Origin of the sequence: Collimonas humicola, from assembly GCF_018304945.1 — a bacterium.
Taxonomy (GTDB): Bacteria; Pseudomonadota; Gammaproteobacteria; order Burkholderiales; family Burkholderiaceae_D; genus Collimonas; species Collimonas humicola.
Genome location: NZ_JAGQEE010000008.1, coordinates 240,232 through 261,853 on the forward strand (window position 1 = coordinate 240,232; position 21,622 = coordinate 261,853).

The window sequence follows — 21,622 nt, forward strand, 5'->3', positions numbered from 1 at the left end:
CACTAACGGGAACAGACATCCGTTAGGCGTGCTGAACAGCATGAGCTGCTGCCACTTGGAACGTATCAGCATTGGCACTCGCCGATGAGAAGGTCGGATCAATACCCGTACTACCATCTGTGAACGCAGCCATGGACTGAATCAAATGATTCAACGAACCAGATAGCGTCGTGCTTGGAGTGCTGCCTGCGACTGTAGAACTCGCCACCGCGTTCGGGTTAAATGCCAGGTTGACGCCAGCAATATCGCCGGTCGTTCCGTTTTGCCAGGTAAAGGTGCTGTCGTTGAGAATCGTATTGCCGTTGCTATTGACGTTTTCAGCGGTGGAGCTGAGATTGATCGACGTAATGCCCAACTGGCCCAAGGTTTCCAATTGGCCCTGCTGGAAGTTGCCCTTGCCGGTCGGATCGACCCACACCTTCAGCTCGCTCCACAAGGGATTGCTGGCATCCAGTACGCCACCAGTTTGGTTTGCCAACGTTGACAGCGCGCCAAAGCCAGCAACCAGATTGGCATCGTCCGTGACAGTCCCCGTGTTATTCGGGTCATAGACCAACATGCCTTCGCCCGCAGTGGCCCAACCGGTTTGCACCTTCTGACCATTATTCTGCATGTCGAAATAGGTGTTTGACCCGCTGAGCGACGTCGTTTGTACTTTGTTACCTTGCAAATTAAGAATAATAGGATCAGACACCGTTTCGTATTGAGCCACTTCTCCGTAAATAGCCTCTCCAGTGTTCGGATCAGTTCCAATTTGTTCTTCCTGATACCCCATCAATTCCTGATGGGTAGTCATACAAACAGGCTCTGTCGCTGGAGGTGTTGTTGCGGGAGGTGTTGTCGAGCTTGATCCACTGTTATCGATGTACGTTTCCGCTTGTGTCGGATCGGACGAGGTTCCTACATTCTTGCCACTTGCAGTATAGTCAACGGACGATTCCGCTCCGCTGCTGCTCCAGTTATCGACGATGGAGCCATTGGTGAGATTTTCTGTAACCGTGGCACCAGCCTGACCATAGATAGCGTCATTACCATTGACAATGGCGCTTTCGTTCGGTGCTACATAAATCGTATCCGGCGCAGCGGAATTAATCGTTTCCTTGCCTTTGTCATTCAACCCAACTGTCTCGCCCGCAGTTCCCAGATTGACGGTGTTATTCCCGGTACTGACGTCATTGATAATTGCGCCCGTTGCAACGCCGTCTACGATGTTACCGCCTTGCGTACTTCCGAAATTGACGTACGAGGTTCCGCCTACATAGGTCGTGTCCTGCGTACTGGCGTTGACTGTTTCCTTACCATTCACATTCACGCCGACCGTTTCGCCAGCCGTATCCATAGTGATCGTATTATTTCCAGCACTCACGTCATTAATGATCGCGCCCGCTGCAACACCGGTTACGCTATTGCCGCCTTGCGTGCTCCCGAAGTTGAGGTACGTGGTACCGCCCACCTGAATCGTATCTTGCGTGAAGGCGTTGACCGTTTCCTTGCCGTTCACATTCAAGCCAACTGTCTCGCCAGCCGTATCCAAAGTGAGCGTGTTATTGCCCGCACTCACATCATTGATGGTCGCGCCCGATGCAACACCAGTCACGCTATTGCCGCCTTGCGTGCTCCCGAAGTTGAGGTACGTGGTTCCGCCCACCTGAATCGTGTCCTGCATGAAGGCGTTGACCGTTTCCTTGCCGTTCACATTCAAGCCAACTGTCTCGCCAGCCGTATCCAGAGTGATCGTATTATTGCCGGCGCTCACATCATTGATCGTCGCACCGGCAGCAACACCGGCCACGCTGTTGCCACCTTGGGTACTCTCGAAGTTGAGGTAGGACGTGCCACCCACCTGGATCGTGTCCTGCGTGAAGGCGTTGACCGTTTCCTTGCCATTTACATTCACACCAACGGTTTCGCCTGCTGCTTGCAAAGTAATCGTATTGTTACCCGCGCTCACGTCATTGATGGTCGCGCCCGCGGCAGTACCGTACACGGTATTGCTACCTTGCGTGCTGCCGAAATTGACAAACGATGTTCCACCCACGAAGGTTGTATCCTGCGTACTGGCATTGACCGTTTCCGTGCCTTTGACGTTCACGCCAACCGTCTCGCCAGCGGTATCCATCTTGATAGTGTTGTTGCCCGCGCTGATATCATTAATCACAGCTCCCGCAGCAGTGCCTTCGACAACATTGCCACCTTGGGTACTGTTGAAATTTATATCGGTATTTGCAGAAATTTTGATGAGGTCCGCTGTGCCAGCATTTACAGTGTTGGCGTTGCCAGTACCCGTAACGGCAAGGGAGCTTCCATTGCCAACATTAAATGTATTCCCGTTCCCTGTAACAATATTGTTAATACCGGTAAACCAGATATTGTCAGTTCCTAACGCGCTCACCGTATTGCCGTTGCCGTTGATAGTTGCCTGTGCACCGCTAGCGACCGTGAAGGTCGCGTTATCAACTGTGACAACACCACCGATGACAGGTGCTTGGGTCGGCACCGACGTTGAGCTAAAGTTTAGTACTGATCCATTAGATGTCTTTGTGCCGTCATTTTCGAGCTGTTGCCATATATTAGTGCCATTAATGGTCTCGGCATGCTCCGTCGGATTAAACTCCCTAATCGTGCCAAACACGTCGTAATTGTTGCGTGTTGGCTCACCCAACTCATTTGCAACCAAGGTTTCCTGTTGCACCGCAACCTTCTCCGCCACAGTTGTGTATTGTGCATCTAATACGTGAGCATCAGTGGCAGCATTGGGATCCAATGCATGGGCGGCCTCATGTATGAAGGCAATTGCCGCAGATTGCACACTCAATACGCCATTACTTGATATTGCATGTGCCGCGGTAGGGTCCCAACTCATGACGCCGGATTGGGTAGAAAAATTATCACTATCGTCATGAACAATACTTATTGATGTGCCTTTGGCGACCAAAGCATCCAGCATCGTACGTGCAGTAGGGCTACCATCCAGGTAGGCCAAAGTTTGATTTAAATTCGCAATATCTTGTGCACTGGCGTTGGTGGAGATATTGAAGTTAGCTGCTGTGTAGGCCATTTTTTTCCTATCTATCATTTAATTTCCTCCAGTTCATATGAAGATCCTGAGGGAAATGAATACAAATAATTTTTGTCGTTCAATGCTTGCAATTAGTTACGGCACTTAATTACTGATGAATTGTTCGCAAACAATTTAATCTTGTTTCAAAATTTTTTGCACTCGGAGCGCCGGTCTCAACTGCCCAGTTGACTAAATCCTGAGGTAGCGAATCTATCGCGGCAACGGAGAGATTCACATTCGTTGAAGAATGGTTAAACGTCCCTTGAACTGTGTTTAGCCCAGAAAATTGCTGTCCAAACAAAATCTTGATAATTGTCCCATCCGCTAAAATCAGAAATATTCCATTGCGAGCGTCGAATTGCGACTCCTTATTTATGGTGGCTTTCACTTCGTTTTTCTTCAGGATATTTTGAAGATGGGCAATCATGGATGGATCTCTCGTACTATAACTACACCCTAATTTTCGCAGTTTATTTTCATCTAAACGCCCGTAAAATAACCAAGATGAAGGCGCCAAACTAACGGTCGCCTCTTGAATCGATCGAAGACTCGCAAGGCGACTAGATAAGTCCGTCGTTTGATCCTCTGAGTCTTTGAGTTTGTCAGTGGAAGCACTAATATTCTGTCCGAATGTCTGCATCGAAAACAAGACGCATCCCAGCGTTAGAGTCGCCAATAAACATCCGCTTGTTGTCATAATACGAAACCCGTTTAACCATTTCATCTGCATCGTGTTACCTCTCTTGAAATTTTTGAAATTGCATATAACAGACCCTTCATACTGTTTAGCGCTCTCTTAACGCTTCACTCCGATACTTCAACAACGGCGTCAGCAAATACTCAATGATCCGTCGCTGCTCCGTCTTGATCTCGACTGAGGTCGCCATGCCCGGCGTCAACGGTTCGTTCTTGCCATCGGCCATGATGGTGATCTTCAGTAGCTTGATCCGCGCCGGATAAATCAGCCCGAGCTTGTCGTCCTTAACAGCGTCCTGCGAAATTGATGTCACCTTACCTGGTAACGTGCCGTAATGGGTGTACGGGAAAGCATCGAGCTTGACGGCCGCCTCCTGACCAGGCCGCACAAAGCCAATGTCCTGATTCAGAATCTGCACTTCAATCTCTAAGCCGGCATCATCCGGCACCAAGACCAGTAATTCTTGCGCCGGCGTCACAACGCCACCAACCGTATGAATCGCCAGTTGCTGCACCGTGCCAGCAACCGGTGCATTGAGGTGCGTTTGCGTTTGCTTCTGCTCAGATTTCGCTTCATCGCCCTGCACCTGCGCCAATTGCTGTTGCGCCTGATTGAGAGCGTCCAGTTGCTCTCGCCGGAATTGCGCCATTGCGGTTTCGATGTCCTGCCGCTGCTCAGCAATGCCGTCCGTAAGTTCACGTGCGTAGCTTTGTTGCGAGGCCAACTCCTGCTCTGCCTGAATGCGAGTCTGCTGCTTTTCCAAAGCAGCATGGCGTGGTACGTAGTTCTGGCCCAGCAAGGATTGATAGTCGGCTTCCTCGGCACGCGCGATCGGCAAGGTCTGCTGCAGTCCCGCGATCTTTTGGCGTGCAGTCTGCAGTTCATGCTCACGCTTTTGCAGTTCCGTACGTAGCGAGGTCAGCTTACTGCGATATTCGACGAAGGTGCCTTCGGCCAGGCGCTGTACGTCATGCTGTCGCTCTGGCGTGGCATCGTGTATAGCTGGGACTTGTGGCGGTTTGTTGTCACGTTGTGCGTCCAGCAGCGCCTGTGCGCGCTTGGCTGTCAGCATCGCATCAATCCGTGCGGTGCGCGATTTGCCGACATCGGCAGTCGCCTCAGTCGGATCAAGTTCAATCAATGGCTGTCCGGCAGTCACATGCTGGCCGTTACTCACCAGGATCGCCTTGACGATACCCGCCTCCAGCGGCTGAATCACTTTGCTGTTCCCGTTGGGTACGATCTTGCCTTGCGCCACGGCGACAACATCGACCTTGCCGATGATCGACCAGATCAACGCGATCGCGAACAAGATCATCAAGGCCCACATCAGACTGCGTCCAACCGGAGAAGCGGGCGTTTCCAGCACCTCCAGTGCCGCCGGCAGGAACTCGACTTCATCGCGCTGCCGCCTGGCCGGCGCGCCCTGCGCCTTTTCTTCGGCCAATGAGGCGCGGGCGATGTCCCAGTAATGGCGCAAGGTATCAAGCAACATGGAGATACCCTGTCTGATGCTGCCACAAGGAGGCGTAGCGACCACCGCGTCGCTGGATCAATTCGTCGTGCGTGCCTTCCTCGACAATCTCGCCCTTCTCTACCGTAATGATGCGCTCAGCAATGCGCACTGCCGACAGGCGGTGCGCAATGATAAAGACGGTGCGGCCTGCGCAAATCTGCCGCATATTGCCCTGGATGATGGCTTCGGATTCCGCATCCAACGCCGAGGTCGCCTCATCGAAGATCAGGATCTTGGGATCCGTCGCCAACGCCCGGGCAATCGCAATGCGTTGCCGCTGTCCACCAGAGAGGCCAGTGCCGCGCTCGCCCAACTCCGTGTCATAGCCTTGCGGCAGTTCCAGCACGAACTCGTGGGCGCCGGCCAGCGTCGCCGCTTCGACCACTTTGTCGAAGGCCATACCAGGCGAGGCGAACGCGATGTTGTCGCGCACCGTCCCTTTGAACAGCATGTTCTCTTGCAGTACAGTCCCGATCTGCCGGCGCAGCGATGCCGGATCGAGTACCGCCAGGTCCATGCCGTCAATCAGTACCCGCCCCCGCTCCGGAGAATAGAGACGTTGCACCAGCTTGGTCAAAGTACTTTTGCCGGACCCGGAAGGGCCGACGATGCCGGTGACGCTACCTGGCTTGACCGTCAATGACAGGCCGCGCAAGATCTCCGGACCATCATGGCGGTAGCGGAACACCACTTTATCGAACACGACTTCGCCTTTGACTGGCGGCATCGAGGTTTGCCCGCTGGAGGTATTCGACTCGGCCTTGTTGTCGAGGATGTCGCCCAAGCGATCCATCGACAATCGCACCTGCTGGAAATCCTGCCAAAGCTGCGCCAGACGCAGCACCGGCGCGCTGACACGACCGGCCAGCATATTGAAAGCAATGAGCTCACCGACCGAGAGCGTGCCGTCGATGGCCAGCTTGGCGCCGTACCATAGCAATGCTGCCGTGGTCAGCTTGCTGATGAGGGATGCCACCTGATTGGCGGCATTGGAGAGATTAGAGGCTTTGAAGGCGATCGACACGTAGCCGGCCAGCTGCGTTTCCCAGCGGCGCTGCATCAGCGGCTCGACCGCCATCGATTTGATGGTTTCCACGCCGGTCACCGACTCCACCAGGAAAGACTGGTTTTCTGCGGAACGGCGGAATTTTTCGTTGAGGCGGGATTTCAGTGCCGGCGTTACCAGCACCGACAAGGCGATGTAGCACGGCAGCGAGATGAACACCACCAGCGTCAAGATGCCCGAGTAGGACAGCATCACCGCAAAGAACACCAGCGTGAACAGTAAATCCATGACAACCGTCAAGGCGTTACCGGTCAGGAAATTGCGGATGTTTTCCAGCTCGCGGACACGTGCCACGCTGTCGCCGACGCGCCGCGCCTGGAAATACGCCAGCGGCAGGTTGAGAAGATGATTGAACAGGCGGCTACCCAGCTCGACATCCATGCGGTTGGTAGTATGGCTGAAGACATAAGTGCGCAGACCACCCAGTAATGCCTCGAACACGGAAATCGTGACCAGGCCGAACACCAACACATCCAGCGTCGACATTGACTTATGCACCAGCACCTTGTCGATCACCACCTGCATAAACAGGGGCGAGACCAGGCCGAACAGTTGCAGGAAGAAGGAGCCGGCCAGTACTTCCAGCAATTGCTTGCGATATTTGACGATCGAGGGGATGAACCAGGACACATCGAACTTGCCGCCGCCCTGGGACAGGATGGCGCGCGATGTGATCAGGATCAGGCGGCCGGACCACAGCTGCTCGAATTCAGCCAGAGGGAGTTGAAAGGTGCGCTTCTGGACCTCGTCGTGCAACAACACGCCGTTGGCGCATTTGGCGAGAACGATAAAACTACCGTCCTTGAGCTCAGCAATGGCCGGTAACGGCGTCTGCGCAAGCCGATGAGGCTGGCTATTGACGAGCCTGGCCTTGAGCGCGATCTGTCGCGCCAAGCGTACCAAGGTGATCGCATCGACGCGATCCGAGCTGCCTGACAAGTGTTTGAGGCGTTCTACACTCGCCGCGACACCCGATAGCTGCGCCACCACCATCAGCGCAGCAATACCGCTGTCCAGCGCACTGCCCGGCAGTTGCCCTTCCCCTTCGCCAGACACGATACGCCCCATCATTTTTATTGCTTTCTACGCACGTCCTATGAGGAGGTGATTTTAGTTAGTATTTCAATGTTAATAATTGTTATCATCGTCATTGTTTCAAATAGTTACACTTTTCAAAGGAACCATATCGGGAGTGGTTGTGCTGTTGCAACAATTCTATTTTGAAAATGTCACAGAATTGCAAAAACAAATTTACCTCGCCCCAAAACACCAGGCAAATGCGTTGTGGTGCGCCAATCCGTTAAGACAATTTCCCCTAAACCGAAAGCAGTAGAAAAGCTTGGCATTTTTCGAACCGCGTTAAAAATAATCCATTTCACCTTCAGGACAGGCGTATGGGGCAATTGCTCTATGAGCGCCATTGCGGCTATTTTGTGATGACTGAAATTAATGTCGCTTATGCACAACGCATTTATGAGGAACGAGCCAAAAATGTAAATGAGATTGTTTATTTGCTGATGACAAATATAATGCGCCGTCAATTTGACGTTTGAAGATTCGCAATAAAATTCCAGCCAATAATAGAAAAGACATGCGCAAACTATCCATCACTACCGCACTGATCAGTGCCTTATCCGTCTCTACCGTCCATGCCGAAGACATCATTTCTCGATTCTCCGTTTTAGATCAAGGACGCTTTGCGGTGGATGGTGATCTGTCGACACAAAAAAATACCGGATCTCAAATTGACCGCACTGGCTTAACAGTAAACGGCCAACCAAAATTTTCTGGAACATCTAGAATTTACTCCAGCGCGGCATCGGTCGACGCAAATGTGGGACTTGGTTACGGACTCGAACTGTTTGCCAGTCTTCCCTATGTTCTTCGCAACTATAGCGAGACGAAATATAACAACGGGCAGAATTTTATATTTAACTCGGATGGCTTTACCGATGCCACCTTCGGCGTGAAATATCGCTTATTTAAAAGCGCCGACGCAACGGACGAAGTACTGTTCAGAGGCTCATTTTTGCATCACAGTGGCTCCAGAGGAAACATGCTCGGCGAACTGGATTTTCTGCATACGTTTTCGCAGACCATCAAGATCGCGCTTTCTGCACACTATACAAAGGTGCAGAGTGGCCCGGACAGCACCGGCTATGGCGCATACTTGATGTGGCAAACGTCACCGCAAATTACTTTGGTGCCATTCATCGCAGCAGGAAAAACCAATGCTTATCAACATTTATCTTCCTACAATTCGTACGAGGGTGGCTTAGAATTGCGCTATTCACCGAGCAGCAATTGGAACATCACACCAAGATTGACATTAAACCACGTCGACCAAAGAGATACCAATTACTACGTCGACAATCTGGGAAGCCAACGTATTATTGCTGGCTCAATTACTATTCAAAAAATATTTTGACCAGCTACTTGAGGCGATATAGGCGCTGCCGGTAACAACGCAGTAGCTGGGTGAGTGTACTATCAGCTCCTGGCACACCTCTTCGCCTCTTGCTCAATCTAGTAGTTAGTCATCACGATAGTTAGCTTGTATCTGCCTGCCACCAAAACCAGTTGGCCACATTTGTGGCCGCTTGTAGATGTGCATAATATTCGCGCAGACCTAACGCCAACTCTCGGCAGGCGCGACAACTGGTTGCGCTGTCTGCTTCGTCAGCTTCGATTTTCTGCTCCGTCTCCGCCGCCCACTCGGTGCGCGCGGCCGGCGCCGTGCTGGTCGCCGACAAAGACCAGCGCGGCCGCCGCAAGGCACCCTAATAACAGCTCCCATAGCCAGCCCGTACGTTCGCCACACCTCAGCCAATATCAGCGTCATAGCAGCATCTTCCGCGAACTCTCATACAGCGCAAGGCGATCCGCGTAGCCGTTCGAATCGCCGACCGTCGGCGTCTTCCGTTCGAGATTGACCAGGTCGCAGACGCCGTCGAAATCGCCGGCATCCGCCCATCTATTCAGACCATCGGTTTGCCAGAACCAGCCAGCAGACCGGCAGACGCCGGCAGACTGTGCGATCAGCTCGGGATGCTCAACACAATCAATGCCGAGCGCCATCATCAGCGCCGTATAGTTAGTCCAACCGGTAATTTGAATCAGTCCACGTCCGCGGAACAAATATCAGTCGCCATTGGTTTGCGCTACTGACGCCTGTCGCGCAACCGGCCGCAAAGGCAATATGCAAATCCCCAGTGCAGGCGCTGAAATTTAAAGTTCAAAAATGAAAGCGAGGAAAAATGGGCGAATCATCAATTTAAATTCAATGGGTATCCCGCAAGGTCAAATTGAACAGCTTGTCGTTGGAGGTGCTCAAGAGGTAAAAGGCTCACACCTTCCTGGCGAGCGATTTCATTTTCCACGATCCAAAAACAAATAAGCCTTGTGGCTACCGGCGCGTCACTGACGTTCGGGGACATTGGGATATAACGCTGAAGCGGGTGGGCATACGAAGTCGACGGCCATACAACGTGCGACACACCTCTGCAACAATCGGGCTCATGAGCGGCGCCAGGCCAGCGTTTCTCGCGAAACAACTCGGACACTCGTTACACATGTTTTTTGAGGTCTATGCGGACTGGATCAACGACACTGACGATGACCGTGAAATGGATAAAATTGAAGAGTCCCTAGGGAAAACTATCCCTGAGTTAACCCCAAAAGAAAAAGCCGCCCAATAATAAAGGCGGCTTTTCTTGAAAAGTCATTTAGTTTTAATGACTTGTATACTTGGCGGAGAGACGGGGATTCGAACCCCGGATAGGCTATGAACCTATACACGCTTTCCAGGCGTGCGACTTCAACCACTCATCCATCTCTCCTGCATTACAGCATTTCGTAAAATTTGAATTTCACGAAGCCGCGTATTATAGCAACAAATCGAGCAGAAGTAGAGATTTCTGTTTCAAGCCGTCCATTTTTGTAGATTTGTCCGCAAAGCCACAGCTTCATCCGGCAACTTCGCCCAACTTATCAAACCCGGCAACTATTGCGCTTCCTTGAGTTGCTCCAGGATCGCCGGATTTTCCAAAGTGGAAACATCCTGGGTGATTTCCTCTCCTTTCGCCAATACCCGCAGCAAACGCCGCATGATCTTGCCGGAGCGGGTTTTCGGCAGGTTGTCGCCGAAGCGGATTTCCCTTGGCTTGGCGATCGGGCCGATTTCCTTGGCGACCCAGTCGCGCAGCTCCTTGGCGATCTGCTTGGCTTCGTCGCCGGTGGGGCGGCTGCGCTTGAGGACCACGAAAGCGCAGATGGCTTCGCCTGTGGTTTCGTCCGGCTTGCCGACTACCGCGGCTTCAGCCACGATCGGATTGGCGACCAGCGCCGATTCGATTTCCATGGTGCCCATGCGGTGGCCGGAGACGTTCAGCACATCGTCGATGCGGCCGGTGATGGTGAAGTAGCCGGTGTCCTTGTTGCGGATGGCGCCATCGCCGGCGAGGTACAGCTTGCCGCCGAATTCAGGCGGGAAGTAGGCGCTCTTGTAGCGCTCAGGATTGTTCCAGATGGCACGGATCATCGAAGGCCATGGACGCTTGACCACGAGGATGCCGCCGTGGCCATCCGGCAGTTCGTGCCCTGCTTCGTCGACGATCACAGCCTGGATGCCGGGCAGCGGCAAGGTGCAGGAACCCGGCACCAGCGGTGTGGCGCCCGGCAGCGGCGAGATCATGTGGCCGCCGGTTTCGGTTTGCCAGAAGGTATCGACGATGGGGCAGCGCTCGCGGCCGATGTTCTTGTGGTACCACATCCAGGCTTCCGGATTGATCGGCTCGCCGACTGAGCCCAGCAGGCGCAGCGACGACAGATCGTATTGGGAAGGATGGATGTTCTTGTCTGCATCGGCGGCCTTGATCAGGGAACGGATCGCGGTCGGCGCGGTGTAGAAAATGGTGGCCTTGTGCCGTTGCACCATATCCCAGAAACGCCCGGCGTTGGGGAAGGTCGGCACGCCTTCAAAGATGATCTGGGTGGCGCCGACCGCGGTCGGGCCGTATGCGATATAGGTGTGGCCGGTAATCCAGCCAATGTCGGCGGTGCACCAGTAGACATCGTCGGGTTTGACGTCGAACACCCATTTCATGGTCAGCGCCGCCCACAGCAGATAGCCGCCGGAGGAGTGCTGCACGCCCTTCGGCGTGCCGGTCGAGCCGGAGGTGTACAGGATGAACAGCGGATGTTCGGCATCGACCCATTCCGGTTCGCACACATCGGCTTGCGATGCTACCAGTTCGTGCAGCCAGAGATCGCGCCCGGCGACAAAGTTGATGTCGCCGCCGGTGCGCTTGTAGACCACTACATTTTTGATGGTGTCGCAACCGCCCAGCGCCAATGCTTCGTCGACGATCGATTTGAGCGGCAGGCGCTTGCCGCCGCGCGCCTGTTCGTCGGCGGTCAGCACGGCGACTGCGCCGGCATCGATGATGCGTTCCTGCAGCGACTTGGCGGAGAAGCCGCCGAACACTACCGAATGGGTTGCGCCGATGCGGGCGCAGGCTTGCATCGCCACCACGCCTTCGACCGACATCGGCATGTAGATGACGACACGGTCGCCTTTTTTGATTCCGAGCGATTTCAGGCCGTTGGCGAACTGGCAGACTTTCTGGTGCAGCTCGCGATAGGTGACCTTGCTGACATCGCCGCCGTCGGTTTCAAAGATGACCGCGACCTTGTCGGCGTTGCCGTTGTGCAGATGGACGTCGAGGCAGTTGTAGGAGACGTTCAGCTGGCCGTCGTCGAACCATTTGTAGAACGGCGCATTGGACTCATCCAGCACCTTGGTGAATGGCTTGTGCCATTGCAGGTTTTCACGGGCCAGGCGGCCCCAGAAGCCCTGTTCATCCTGCTCGGCTTCGGCGGCCAGGGCGCGGTAGGCGTCCATGCCGGAAATTGCCGCAGTCTTGGAAAATTCTGCCGGGGCCGGAAAAATGCGGGTTTCCTGGCCAAAGGTTTCAATGTTCGCCATGCTGTCTCCTGCCTTTAATAGTTAAAGCCAAACATAAACTTTTACACTTACTCAAGCCTTACGTGCCCTTTACGTTCCTTATGCAGGGCAATGCTAGCGCTATCAAAGCACCACAATCGGATATCATCGCACATTCAGCTTATTCCTACAGCCCATGCGTCACACAAAATCCTACGTTTACCTGGCATTGGCCATGATGCTGGTAGGCGCCAACATTGGTTTCGGCAAGGCCGTCATCGCCGTCGTGCCGGTGCTGACGTTCGCCCTGCTGCGCTTCGTCATTGCCGTGATCGTGATGGCGCCGCAGTTCTTCAAGGCCGCGCCGCGGCTGGCGCGCCATGAATGGCTGACCTTGTTCGGCCAGGCTTTCTTCGGCACCTTCTTGTTTACATTGTGCATGCTGTACGGCGTCCAGCACACTACCGCCACGGCTGCGGGCGTGATCACCAGCACACTGCCGGCGGCGGTGGCAATCCTGTCGCGCCTGATCCTCAAGGAAAAGCTGCAGGCGCGCACGCTGGCCTCAGTCATGCTGGCGATCGCCGGCATCGCCGTGCTCAACCTGAGCAAGGGCGATAGCGGCGACAGCGGCAACACCCCGCTGGTGGGCAACCTGTTCATCATCGCCGCAGTGCTGTGCGAGGCAACCTATGTGGTGCTGTCCAAGCGCCTGACGCAAACCCTGTCGCCGTTGCGGATCACCGCTTACAGCCATCTGTTTGGCCTGCTGCTGATGCTGCCCATCGGGCTGGGCGCCGCCCTGTCTTTCGACTTCAGCGTGGTCACTGCCAGCATGTGGCTGCTGATCATCTGGTATGCGGTGGCGGCCAGCGTGATCGTGTTCTGGCTGTGGCTGACCGGCACCAAGCATGTGCAAGCCAACGTGGCGGGCATCTTCACCGCCCTGATGCCGCTGGCGGCAGCCTTCATCGGCGTGGTGTTCCTGCACGAGAGCCTGGGCTGGGCGCACTTCGCGGCGCTGGTGCTGGTGCTGACCGGAATTGCGATAGCCAGCTGGCCGCAGTCCGTGAAAGCGGTGCAAGAAGTGTAAAATAGCGCGCTTCGGCTACTACGCCTTTATCACATCGTAATGGCAGCGCGTTATTGCAATTCGTTGTTGCTACCGTTGTTACAACATCAATATCATCACCGCCACACCAGACAATACCAATGAGCAACATTCAAATTTCCCCGGTCAAAAAAGCCATAGGCGTCCTGCCGAACCTGATTTTCATGAGCCGCTGGCTGCAGCTGCCACTGTACCTGGGCCTGATCCTGGCGCAGTGCGTGTATGTCTTTCATTTCTGGGTCGAGCTGACCGACCTGATCGGCGCGGTGTTCGGCAATGCAGCCTCGCTGGACCACATCCTCGATGTGGTCACCATCGAGGGCGCAGTGCGTCCGACCAAGCTGACCGAAGCCACCATCATGCTGGTGGTGCTGGGACTGATCGACGTCGTCATGATCTCCAACCTGCTGATCATGGTGATCGTCGGCGGCTATGAAACCTTTGTCTCGCGCATGAACCTGGAGAGCCATCCCGACCAGCCGGAGTGGCTGTCGCACGTGAATGCTTCCGTGCTGAAGGTCAAGCTGGCGATGGCGATCATCGGCATTTCCTCCATCCACCTGCTGAAGACTTTCATCAACGCCAACGCCTATGACGTCAAGACGCTGATCGCCCAGACCGGCATCCACATCACATTCCTGCTGTCGGCGCTGGCGATCGCCTGGTGCGACCGCATCATGACGGCGACCCAGAACCAGGCCAACCAGGATCACTAATCGCTTCACCCATTTTCTGACAGAGCATCTTAAAGAGATACGCCATGACCACTCTAGCCACCCTGACCACGATCAAGCAAGAAGACCTCATCGAGTCGGTAGCCGCTGCGCTCCAGTACATCAGCTACTACCATCCCGTCGACTACATCCAGCACCTGGCGCGCGCCTACGAGCAGGAACAGAATCCTGCCGCCAAGGACGCGATCGCGCAGATCCTGACCAACTCGCGCATGTGCGCCGAAGGCAAGCGGCCGATCTGCCAGGACACCGGCATCGTCAACGTGTTCCTGAAGATCGGCATGGACGTGCGCTTCGAAGGCTTCAAGGGATCGATCACCGACGCCGTCAACGAAGGCGTGCGGCGCGGTTACCTGAACCCGGACAACATGCTGCGCGCCTCGATCGTGGCGGACCCGCAGTTCGAGCGCAAGAACACCAAGGACAACACGCCGGCCGTGGTGCACATGGAACTGGTGCCCGGCAATACCGTGGACGTGCAGATCGCGGCCAAGGGCGGCGGTTCGGAAAACAAGACCAAGTTCGTGATGCTCAATCCTTCCGATTCGCTGGTCGACTGGGTCATGAAGACCGTGCCGACCATGGGCGCCGGCTGGTGCCCGCCAGGCATGCTCGGCATCGGCATCGGCGGCACCGCCGAACGGGCGATGCTGATGGCCAAGCAGGTGTTGATGGAAGATATCGACATGTACGACCTGCTCAAGCGCGGCCCGCAAAACAAGACGGAAGAACTGCGCATCGAACTGTTCCAGAAAGTGAACTCGCTGGGCATCGGCGCGCAAGGACTGGGCGGCCTGACCACCGTGCTGGACGTCAAGATCATGATGCACCCGACCCACGCGGCCTCCAAGCCGGTGGCGATGATCCCGAACTGCGCGGCGACCCGCCACGGCCATTTCGTGCTGGACGGCTCCGGCCCGGCCTATATGGAGCCGCCATCGCTGTCGGAATGGCCGGAAGTGCACTGGGTGCCGGACACCGAGAAATCAAAACGCGTCGATCTCAATACATTGACGAAGGAAGAAGTCGCATCGTGGAAGCCTGGCCAGACCCTGCTGTTGAACGGCAAGATGCTGACCGGCCGCGATGCCGCCCACAAGCGTATCCAGGAGATGCTGGCCAAGGGCGAGAAGCTGCCGGTCGATTTCACCAACCGCGTGATCTATTACGTCGGTCCGGTCGATCCGGTGCGCGATGAAGTGGTTGGCCCGGCCGGCCCGACTACTGCAACCCGCATGGACAAGTTCACCGACATGATGCTGGAACAGACCGGCCTGATCTCGATGATCGGCAAGTCGGAACGCGGCCCGACCGCCATCGAATCGATCAAGAAGCACAAGTCGGCTTACCTGATGGCCGTCGGCGGCGCCGCTTACCTGGTGTCGAAGGCGATCAAGTCGGCGCAGGTGCTGGGCTTTGCCGACCTCGGCATGGAAGCGATCTACGAGTTCGACGTCAAGGACATGCCGGTGACGGTAGCGGTCGATTCCAACGGCATCTCGGTGCACAACACCGGGCCGAAGGAATGGCAGGAAAAGATCGCGCATGCAGCGCTGTCGAAAATCCCCGTGACCACCATCTGACCAGTCAAATCCATGACAGCAAGCAGTAACTCCATGCCGATGGCGCCCAGCGCGCCCATCGGCATTTTCGATTCCGGCATCGGGGGCTTGTCGGTGCTGCGCCACATCCACCAGAACCTGCCGCACGAAGACCTTTTATATTTCGCCGATTCCGCCTACGCGCCTTATGGCGACAAGTCGGAAGCGGCCATTTCGGTGCGCACGCTGGCGGTGACGGAATTCCTGCTGCAAAGCGGCGCCAAGGCGCTGGTGGTGGCCTGCAACACCGCGACCACCGCCGCCATCAAGGCAGTGCGCGCAGCCTACCCGGCGCTGCCGGTGATCGGCATCGAGCCCGGCCTCAAACCGGCCTCGGCGCAAACCCGCAGCAAGATCGTCGGTGTGCTGGCGACCAAGGCCACCTTGTCCAGCGCCCGCCTGCTGACGCTGCAGGAACAGATCTGCGCCGCCAGCGGGGTCCGCTTTATCCTCCAGCCCTGCGTCGGCCTGGTCGACCAGATCGAAAAAGGCGAACTGCGCTCGCCCCAGACCGCCTTGCTGGTGCGCCGCTATGTGGCGCCGCTGCTGGAACAGGGTGCGGACACCCTGGTGCTGGGCTGCACCCACTATCCTTTCATCCGCCCGCTGATCGAAGACGTAGTGCAGGAACTGGGCAGCGGTGCAGTGACCATCATCGATACCGGCGACGCCGTCTGCCGCCAGCTGGCCAGGGTCTTGAACGAAAACGGCCTGCTGCAAACGCAGGCACGTCCCGGAAGCGTCGCCGCCTTTGCCACCGGCAGCCTGTCGATGATCAAAACAACATTTGCCAGCCTGTTGCAGCTGTATCCGCCGGTGTCGCAAGTGGCAACGATTGCCCTGCCGGAAGGAATATCGTAATTCTGCATTATTTGATTTGCCAGGCCGCAGGTTAGTTTGTATAATAGCCAGCTGCCTTACTGCTGAACAAGCGGTGAGGTGTTGCAGAAGTAATGCAATGGTGGCTGTAGCTCAGTTGGTAGAGTCCAGGATTGTGATTCCTGTTGTCGCGGGTTCGAGTCCCGTCAGCCACCCCAACTAATTCAATAAAATCAAACAGTTATACGATTGCTTGATTTTCATATCGTGGAATTTCCAACGAAAACCGCGATTTAACAACGAAGCCCATCCAAATGATGGGCTTTTTTGCATTTAATCCAGCGACTCGCAGCGCGCTTCCTCTCAAAATCATCATTTTCCCCACCTGCCATAAGAGCAACATATTCTTGGCTCACGATTGCCAAATGCGCCTCGATCTCTTTATCACGCCAGGCCTGGTTACAGTTAGCGATCCAGACGCAAGCGCAGGCGAGATTGAGAAACGACCGGTAGTTGCAGCAAGTTTTCATGAGGGCCCTGTTTCCGAATCAATGAGTTCCGTCCGTTGAAGACTGTCTTGTCCCATGACAAACTCAATGAACTGTTCCGCCGGCATGGGTTTTCCAAAGTAATAGCCTTGCATCATGTCGCATGAATTTTCTCTCAAGAAATCAAGCTGGGATTCGTTTTCCACCCCCTCGGCAACAACTTCCAGACGTAAGCTATGCGCCAGCGCAATAATGCTTTTAACGATGGCGGCGTCGTCCTGGTCATGGGGGATGTCGCGCACGAAAGACTGATCTATCTTGATGATATCGACAGGAAAGCGCTTGAGGTAAGCAAGCGAGGAATAACCGGTACCGAAATCGTCGATAGTCAGGCGCACTCCGAGGGTATGCAGCCGATGCAGGGCCTGTAAATTATCTTCGGCGTTTTCCATGAGCGTACTCTCGGTGATCTCCAGCTCCAGCAGGTGCGGCGGCAAACCGGTTTCTACCAGGACCTGCTCCACAGCGGCAGTGAAATCGGATCTTAGCTGCCTAACAGAAAAATTCACAGCCATCCTCATGGCCGGCATGCCCGCTTTGATCCAGCTCTGCAATTGAAAACACGCGGTGCGCATGACCCAGGCGCCAATGATGTTGATCAGCTCGGTTTCTTCTGCAAGCGGGATGAACTCCTTGGGAGCCAGCATGCCCCGGGTCGGATGATGCCAACGTATCAGCGCTTCCATGCCAACGATGCGACCTGTGTCGAATTGGACTTGCGGCTGATAAAACACATCCAATTCCTTCCGATGCAATGCTTCGCGCAAGTCGCTTTCCAAGCGCATGCGTTCCGATATGGAATGCTCCATGGAGGCTTCGAAAAACATGAAACCGGAACTGGCCTTCTTGGCGCGGTACATTGCGGTATCGGCATGCTGCAGCAAGGTGCCCACGTCGGCGCCGTCCTGAGGATAGAGCGAAATACCGATGCTGGCGCTGACGACGATGCCATGGTTTGCAATCAGAAAAGGCTTGGATAAGGACTGGCAAATCTTCTGGGCCACGACACTGGCCGTATTCGATGTCGTCACATCGGCCAGCACGACAGTGAACTCATCCCCGCCCAGACGGGCCACGCAGTCGACGACGCGTACGCTGCGCTGGATTCGACGCGCCACGGCAATCAGCAATTGATCCCCGATATCGTGGCCAAGGGTGTCGTTCACGTACTTGAAGCGATCCAGGTCAAGGAACAGCACCGCCGCGCCGTTTCCGCTTTGCCGCGCCTGCTCGATGCAGCGCTTCAGCTGATCGAAAAACATGGCCCGGTTCGGCAGGCCCGTCAACGAATCGTTGAAGGCCAGGTTGCGCACCCGCTTCTCCGCGCGATTGGCTTCGACGATGCGGCGCACCCGTTGCGGCAGGACCGCGAAGTGGATCGGCTTGGGGATATAGTCGCTGGCTCCGGCTGCGAACGCGCGCTCTACCGACAGGTTGTCTTCCAGGCCGGTGATGATCAGCACGGGGATATGCTGGCGGCCGGGCAGCTCTTGCATGCGGGCGCAGGCGGTAAAGCCGTCCATCACCGGCATCACGGCATCCATCAGGATGACGTCCGGCTTGATACGCTTAAGGACACGCAACGCCTGGGCGCCATTTTCCGCCTCCGCCACCCGGAAGCCGTCTCTTAACAAGGTGTAGCGCAGGGCGCTGCGGGTGCTGCGGTCGTCATCGACCACCAGCACCAGGGCGCTGCCTTCCGTCGGCTTGGTGCTGAAATAGTTTTCGCTTGTCACCTCGCTGTACAGCAGGGCAGCCACATCATCGAATGCTGAACGCAGTTGCGACAGCAGAGGGTGGATTTCGTCGATATGCCCGGCCTGCTCCAGCTCCTCCACTTTCTTGGCCAGCATGGTCATGTTGGTTGCCCCCAGGTTGCCGCTGCTGCCCTTGATGGTATGGGCCAAAGACCGCACGGCCTCCGCATCCTTCTGTTCGATCGCCTTCTCCAGCTGATCAAGATTAAGCGGCGTATCTTCCAGGTAGGGCGTTATTGCATGCTGCAAGCTCGGCCCCAATATCTCCCGCAGCTTGTCGAATACCGAGCGATCCAGCGGACGCCCTTCGCTCTCGGCAAGGCTCGCCGCCGCCAATGCCGCTTCAGGTTCCCCGGCCTTGCTTCCGGCAGCTTGAATCAGCCAGCGCTCCAGCTTGCGCCGCAGCTCAATCAGGGTGATTGGCTTTGCCAGGTAATCATCCATGCCTGCCGCCATGCATTTTTCCACGTCGCCGCTCTGGGTATTGGCAGTCATGGCAACGATTGGCGTATGCAGTCCTTCAAGCTCTTCAATCTTGCGAATGCGCGCGGTGACCTCATAGCCGTCCATCTCAGGCATGTTGCAATCCATGAGAATCAGATCAAAGCGGTTGCGCTGAACCGTATCGATCGCCTCCCAGCCATTGTCGACACATTCACAGAGACAATCGCTCATGACAAGCATGCCGGTAGCCACCACTTGATTGGTGCGATTGTCGTCGACCACCAGCACGCTGTATTTTTTTGTCTTGGCAGGCAGCGCGTCCGGCAAATGTGCGCCCAGGACCGCGGCGGCATCTGTCTGTCGATCTGCCCGCGGCTGCCGGATCGCTTCCAGCAGGCGCTGCAGGCGCAACGGTTTGTCCAGGTAGGCATCGACCTCCTTGAACTGCACGCCTTTCGATGCGCCATGGTGCTGCAACAGCAGCAGGCGTGTCGCCGACAGCGTCGGTATGGAGCGGATATACCTTGGCAAGTCCCCGTCCTGCTCGTCTGCCTGGCTGCCTTCAATGATAAGTTGCGTATATGGCGCTGGCGCCGCCCGCGCCAGTTCTTCCCGCACTTCCGCAGCACTGCCGGCCATGCGGCAATGGATTCCGCGACTGGCCAGGCTCTGCTCCAGGAAGCTGCGAACGATCTCGCTTTTGGCCGAAATCAGGACCCGCATCCCATGCAAGTCCGGCTCCGGCGCGGCCATGACTGGATTTTCGCCTGGCTGGCAGACAATCGTGAACCAGAATGTGGAGCCTTGGCCCGGCGCACTGATCACGCCGATCTCGCCTCCCATGAGTTCCACCAGCTGCTTGCAAATCGCCAGGCCGAGGCCGGTGCCGCCGTATTGGCGCGCGGTGGCGCTGTCGGCCTGGGCAAACGAATCGAATACATGGCGAATCGCTTCCTGGTCCATGCCGATGCCGGTATCGCTCACTTCGATCCTCAGGCCGAAGCGTTCGCCGCTATCCGGATTGCGGGAGATGCGGACCGCCACCTGGCCGGTCCCGGTGAATTTCAAAGCGTTTCCGACCAGGTTGATCAGGACCTGCCGCAAGCGCATCGAGTCGCCTTTGATCCGGTCTGCGACATCGGTGGCCAGCAGATAACCAAGATCCAGCCCTTTTTCCTGGGCTTGCCTGGCCAGCAGCTCGAGGACTTCTTCCACCAGTTTGCGCAAGTTGAAATCGATCTCTTCCAAAACCAGCTTGTTAGCCTCCATCTTGGAAAAATCAAGGACGTCGTTGATCAGATCGATGAGCGTATGGGCCGAACTCCAGGCCACCTCGACGCATTCCATCTGCGGCTTGCTGAGCCGCATCTCCCTGAGCATGTCCAGCATTCCCACCACGCCGCTCAAGGGCGTGCGCACTTCATGGCTGACGGTGGCCGCAAATTGCGCCTTCATCATTGCCGCGTGCAATGCCTGGTCGCGCGACTGCTTCAATTCGAGTTCGCGCTCCTCCAGCACCGCCATCATCTTGTTGAAAGCCTGGGCCATGTCGATGATGTCGCGCGGCCCCTCGCGCATTGCACGCATGCCGGACTCGCCTGCCTCGGCGCGCCCCATCAGCTCTGACAAGGCATTCAAAGGCCGGAGCAGATTGCGCGCCAAAAGGCGCATGATTCCCAGCAAGATGAGAGCAAAGGAAAGCGTAATGGCCAGGTTGACCATCAGTAAGGAGAACACCAGCCGATTCATGGTTCCCTTGCCGAGCACGATATAGACATACCCTAGGAGTTGCGGCTTGTTCTCCTGCAACTCGAACGGCGATGCCGCTTCATGGCCTTGGTAGACCGGCGCGCCGAAGCGCCATTCCTTATCGTTTTCCTGTTCCAGCGTGGCCCTGCTCAGGACGACGCCAGAGCGCAGATTTTCGGTCGGCTTGACTGTCCGCCCTGCCTTGGTTTCCAACAACAAGACTTTGTGCGCAGTGTCAGTAATCTCTACCTGGATCACGTCAGGAAACGCGAGCGTGGTGGCGACCTCTTCACGGACATTGTCCGCGGAATGGTAAAGCAAGGCCAAGGTGCTCTGGCGCGCCAGATTCTCTGCAATATGCAGCCCTTGCTCGATCAGATAGCCCCGCACGCTGCGGTTGGTTTGCCAGGAATTCATCAGGGAGGAAAACAATGCCAGGCCCAAGATCGAGATGGTGACAATCGCCATCAATTGACGGCGAAATCCGGTGCGGCGTAAATAGGCTTGCAACATGATGAACTCGTCAAGATGAGGGAAAAAAGGCATCACATACTGGCTGGCCGCGCGGATTGCAT

The 21,622-nt window shown here is 55.9% G+C and carries 13 protein-coding genes and 2 tRNA genes; 7 read left to right on the forward strand and 8 right to left on the reverse strand.

Going from position 1 to position 21,622, the window contains the following annotated elements:
* Positions 1 to 22 precede the first annotated feature (22 nt).
* The 4 genes from KHU30_RS21705 to KHU30_RS21720 form a co-directional block, all read right to left on the reverse strand.
* Positions 23 to 3,076, reverse strand: a complete 3,054-nt coding sequence (locus tag KHU30_RS21705; protein WP_211444689.1) for a beta strand repeat-containing protein — start codon at positions 3,074 to 3,076, stop codon at positions 23 to 25.
* Positions 3,077 to 3,167: 91 nt separating this feature from the next.
* Entirely contained in the window at positions 3,168 to 3,785 is a 618-nt protein-coding gene (locus KHU30_RS21710; RefSeq protein WP_211444690.1) for a hypothetical protein, read from the reverse strand.
* A gap of 61 nt (positions 3,786 to 3,846) precedes the next feature.
* Positions 3,847 to 5,253 carry an HlyD family type I secretion periplasmic adaptor subunit gene (locus KHU30_RS21715; protein ID WP_211444691.1) on the reverse strand — a complete coding sequence of 469 codons (1,407 nt, stop codon included), beginning with the start codon at positions 5,251 to 5,253 and terminating at the stop codon, positions 3,847 to 3,849.
* Positions 5,243 to 7,411 (reverse strand): type I secretion system permease/ATPase, encoded by a 2,169-nt coding sequence (locus KHU30_RS21720; protein WP_211444692.1) that lies wholly within the window; start codon positions 7,409 to 7,411, stop codon positions 5,243 to 5,245. The genes KHU30_RS21715 and KHU30_RS21720 overlap by 11 nt, the downstream gene beginning before the upstream one ends.
* Positions 7,412 to 7,734: 323 nt before the next feature.
* Here KHU30_RS21720 and KHU30_RS21725 point away from each other — a divergent pair, with 323 nt between their 5' ends.
* Together KHU30_RS21725 and KHU30_RS21730 are read left to right on the forward strand one after the other, a co-directional pair.
* The gene (locus tag KHU30_RS21725; RefSeq protein WP_211444693.1) at positions 7,735 to 7,893 is read left to right on the forward strand and encodes a hypothetical protein; all 159 of its coding nucleotides are present in this window, start codon (positions 7,735 to 7,737) and stop codon (positions 7,891 to 7,893) included.
* A gap of 38 nt (positions 7,894 to 7,931) precedes the next feature.
* The gene (locus KHU30_RS21730) at positions 7,932 to 8,768 is read left to right on the forward strand and encodes a hypothetical protein (RefSeq protein WP_211444694.1); all 837 of its coding nucleotides are present in this window, start codon (positions 7,932 to 7,934) and stop codon (positions 8,766 to 8,768) included.
* A 410-nt stretch (positions 8,769 to 9,178) separates the two neighbouring features.
* Here KHU30_RS21730 and KHU30_RS21735 read toward each other — a convergent pair whose 3' ends face one another.
* From KHU30_RS21735 to acs, 3 genes are all read right to left on the reverse strand, one after another.
* On the reverse strand, positions 9,179 to 9,478 hold the full coding sequence (locus KHU30_RS21735; protein WP_211444695.1) for a glycoside hydrolase family 19 protein: 300 nt from the start codon (positions 9,476 to 9,478) through the stop codon (positions 9,179 to 9,181).
* A gap of 610 nt (positions 9,479 to 10,088) precedes the next feature.
* A tRNA-Ser gene (locus tag KHU30_RS21740) sits at positions 10,089 to 10,179 on the reverse strand.
* Between the two features lie 164 nt (positions 10,180 to 10,343).
* Complete coding sequence (gene acs / locus KHU30_RS21745) at positions 10,344 to 12,326, reverse strand: acetate--CoA ligase (RefSeq protein ID WP_211444696.1); 1,983 nt, start codon at positions 12,324 to 12,326, stop codon at positions 10,344 to 10,346.
* Between the two features lie 154 nt (positions 12,327 to 12,480).
* On the opposite strand from acs, the gene KHU30_RS21750 reads away from it, so the two are divergent.
* From KHU30_RS21750 to KHU30_RS21770, 5 genes are all read left to right on the forward strand, one after another.
* Positions 12,481 to 13,377 carry a DMT family transporter gene (locus KHU30_RS21750; protein WP_211444697.1) on the forward strand — a complete coding sequence of 299 codons (897 nt, stop codon included), beginning with the start codon at positions 12,481 to 12,483 and terminating at the stop codon, positions 13,375 to 13,377.
* Between the two features lie 119 nt (positions 13,378 to 13,496).
* Positions 13,497 to 14,111 (forward strand): YqhA family protein, encoded by a 615-nt coding sequence (locus KHU30_RS21755; protein WP_211444698.1) that lies wholly within the window; start codon positions 13,497 to 13,499, stop codon positions 14,109 to 14,111.
* 62 nt (positions 14,112 to 14,173) lie between these two features.
* Complete coding sequence (locus KHU30_RS21760; RefSeq protein WP_211444755.1) at positions 14,174 to 15,712, forward strand: fumarate hydratase; 1,539 nt, start codon at positions 14,174 to 14,176, stop codon at positions 15,710 to 15,712.
* A gap of 12 nt (positions 15,713 to 15,724) precedes the next feature.
* The gene (murI, locus tag KHU30_RS21765; protein ID WP_230427520.1) at positions 15,725 to 16,591 is read left to right on the forward strand and encodes a glutamate racemase; all 867 of its coding nucleotides are present in this window, start codon (positions 15,725 to 15,727) and stop codon (positions 16,589 to 16,591) included.
* Between the two features lie 100 nt (positions 16,592 to 16,691).
* Positions 16,692 to 16,767: transfer RNA gene (locus tag KHU30_RS21770), tRNA-His, on the forward strand.
* Between the two features lie 308 nt (positions 16,768 to 17,075).
* On the opposite strand, the gene KHU30_RS21775 is transcribed toward KHU30_RS21770, so the two are convergent.
* Entirely contained in the window at positions 17,076 to 21,560 is a 4,485-nt protein-coding gene (locus KHU30_RS21775; protein WP_211444699.1) for an EAL domain-containing protein, read from the reverse strand.
* Between the last annotated feature and the right edge of the window lie 62 nt (positions 21,561 to 21,622).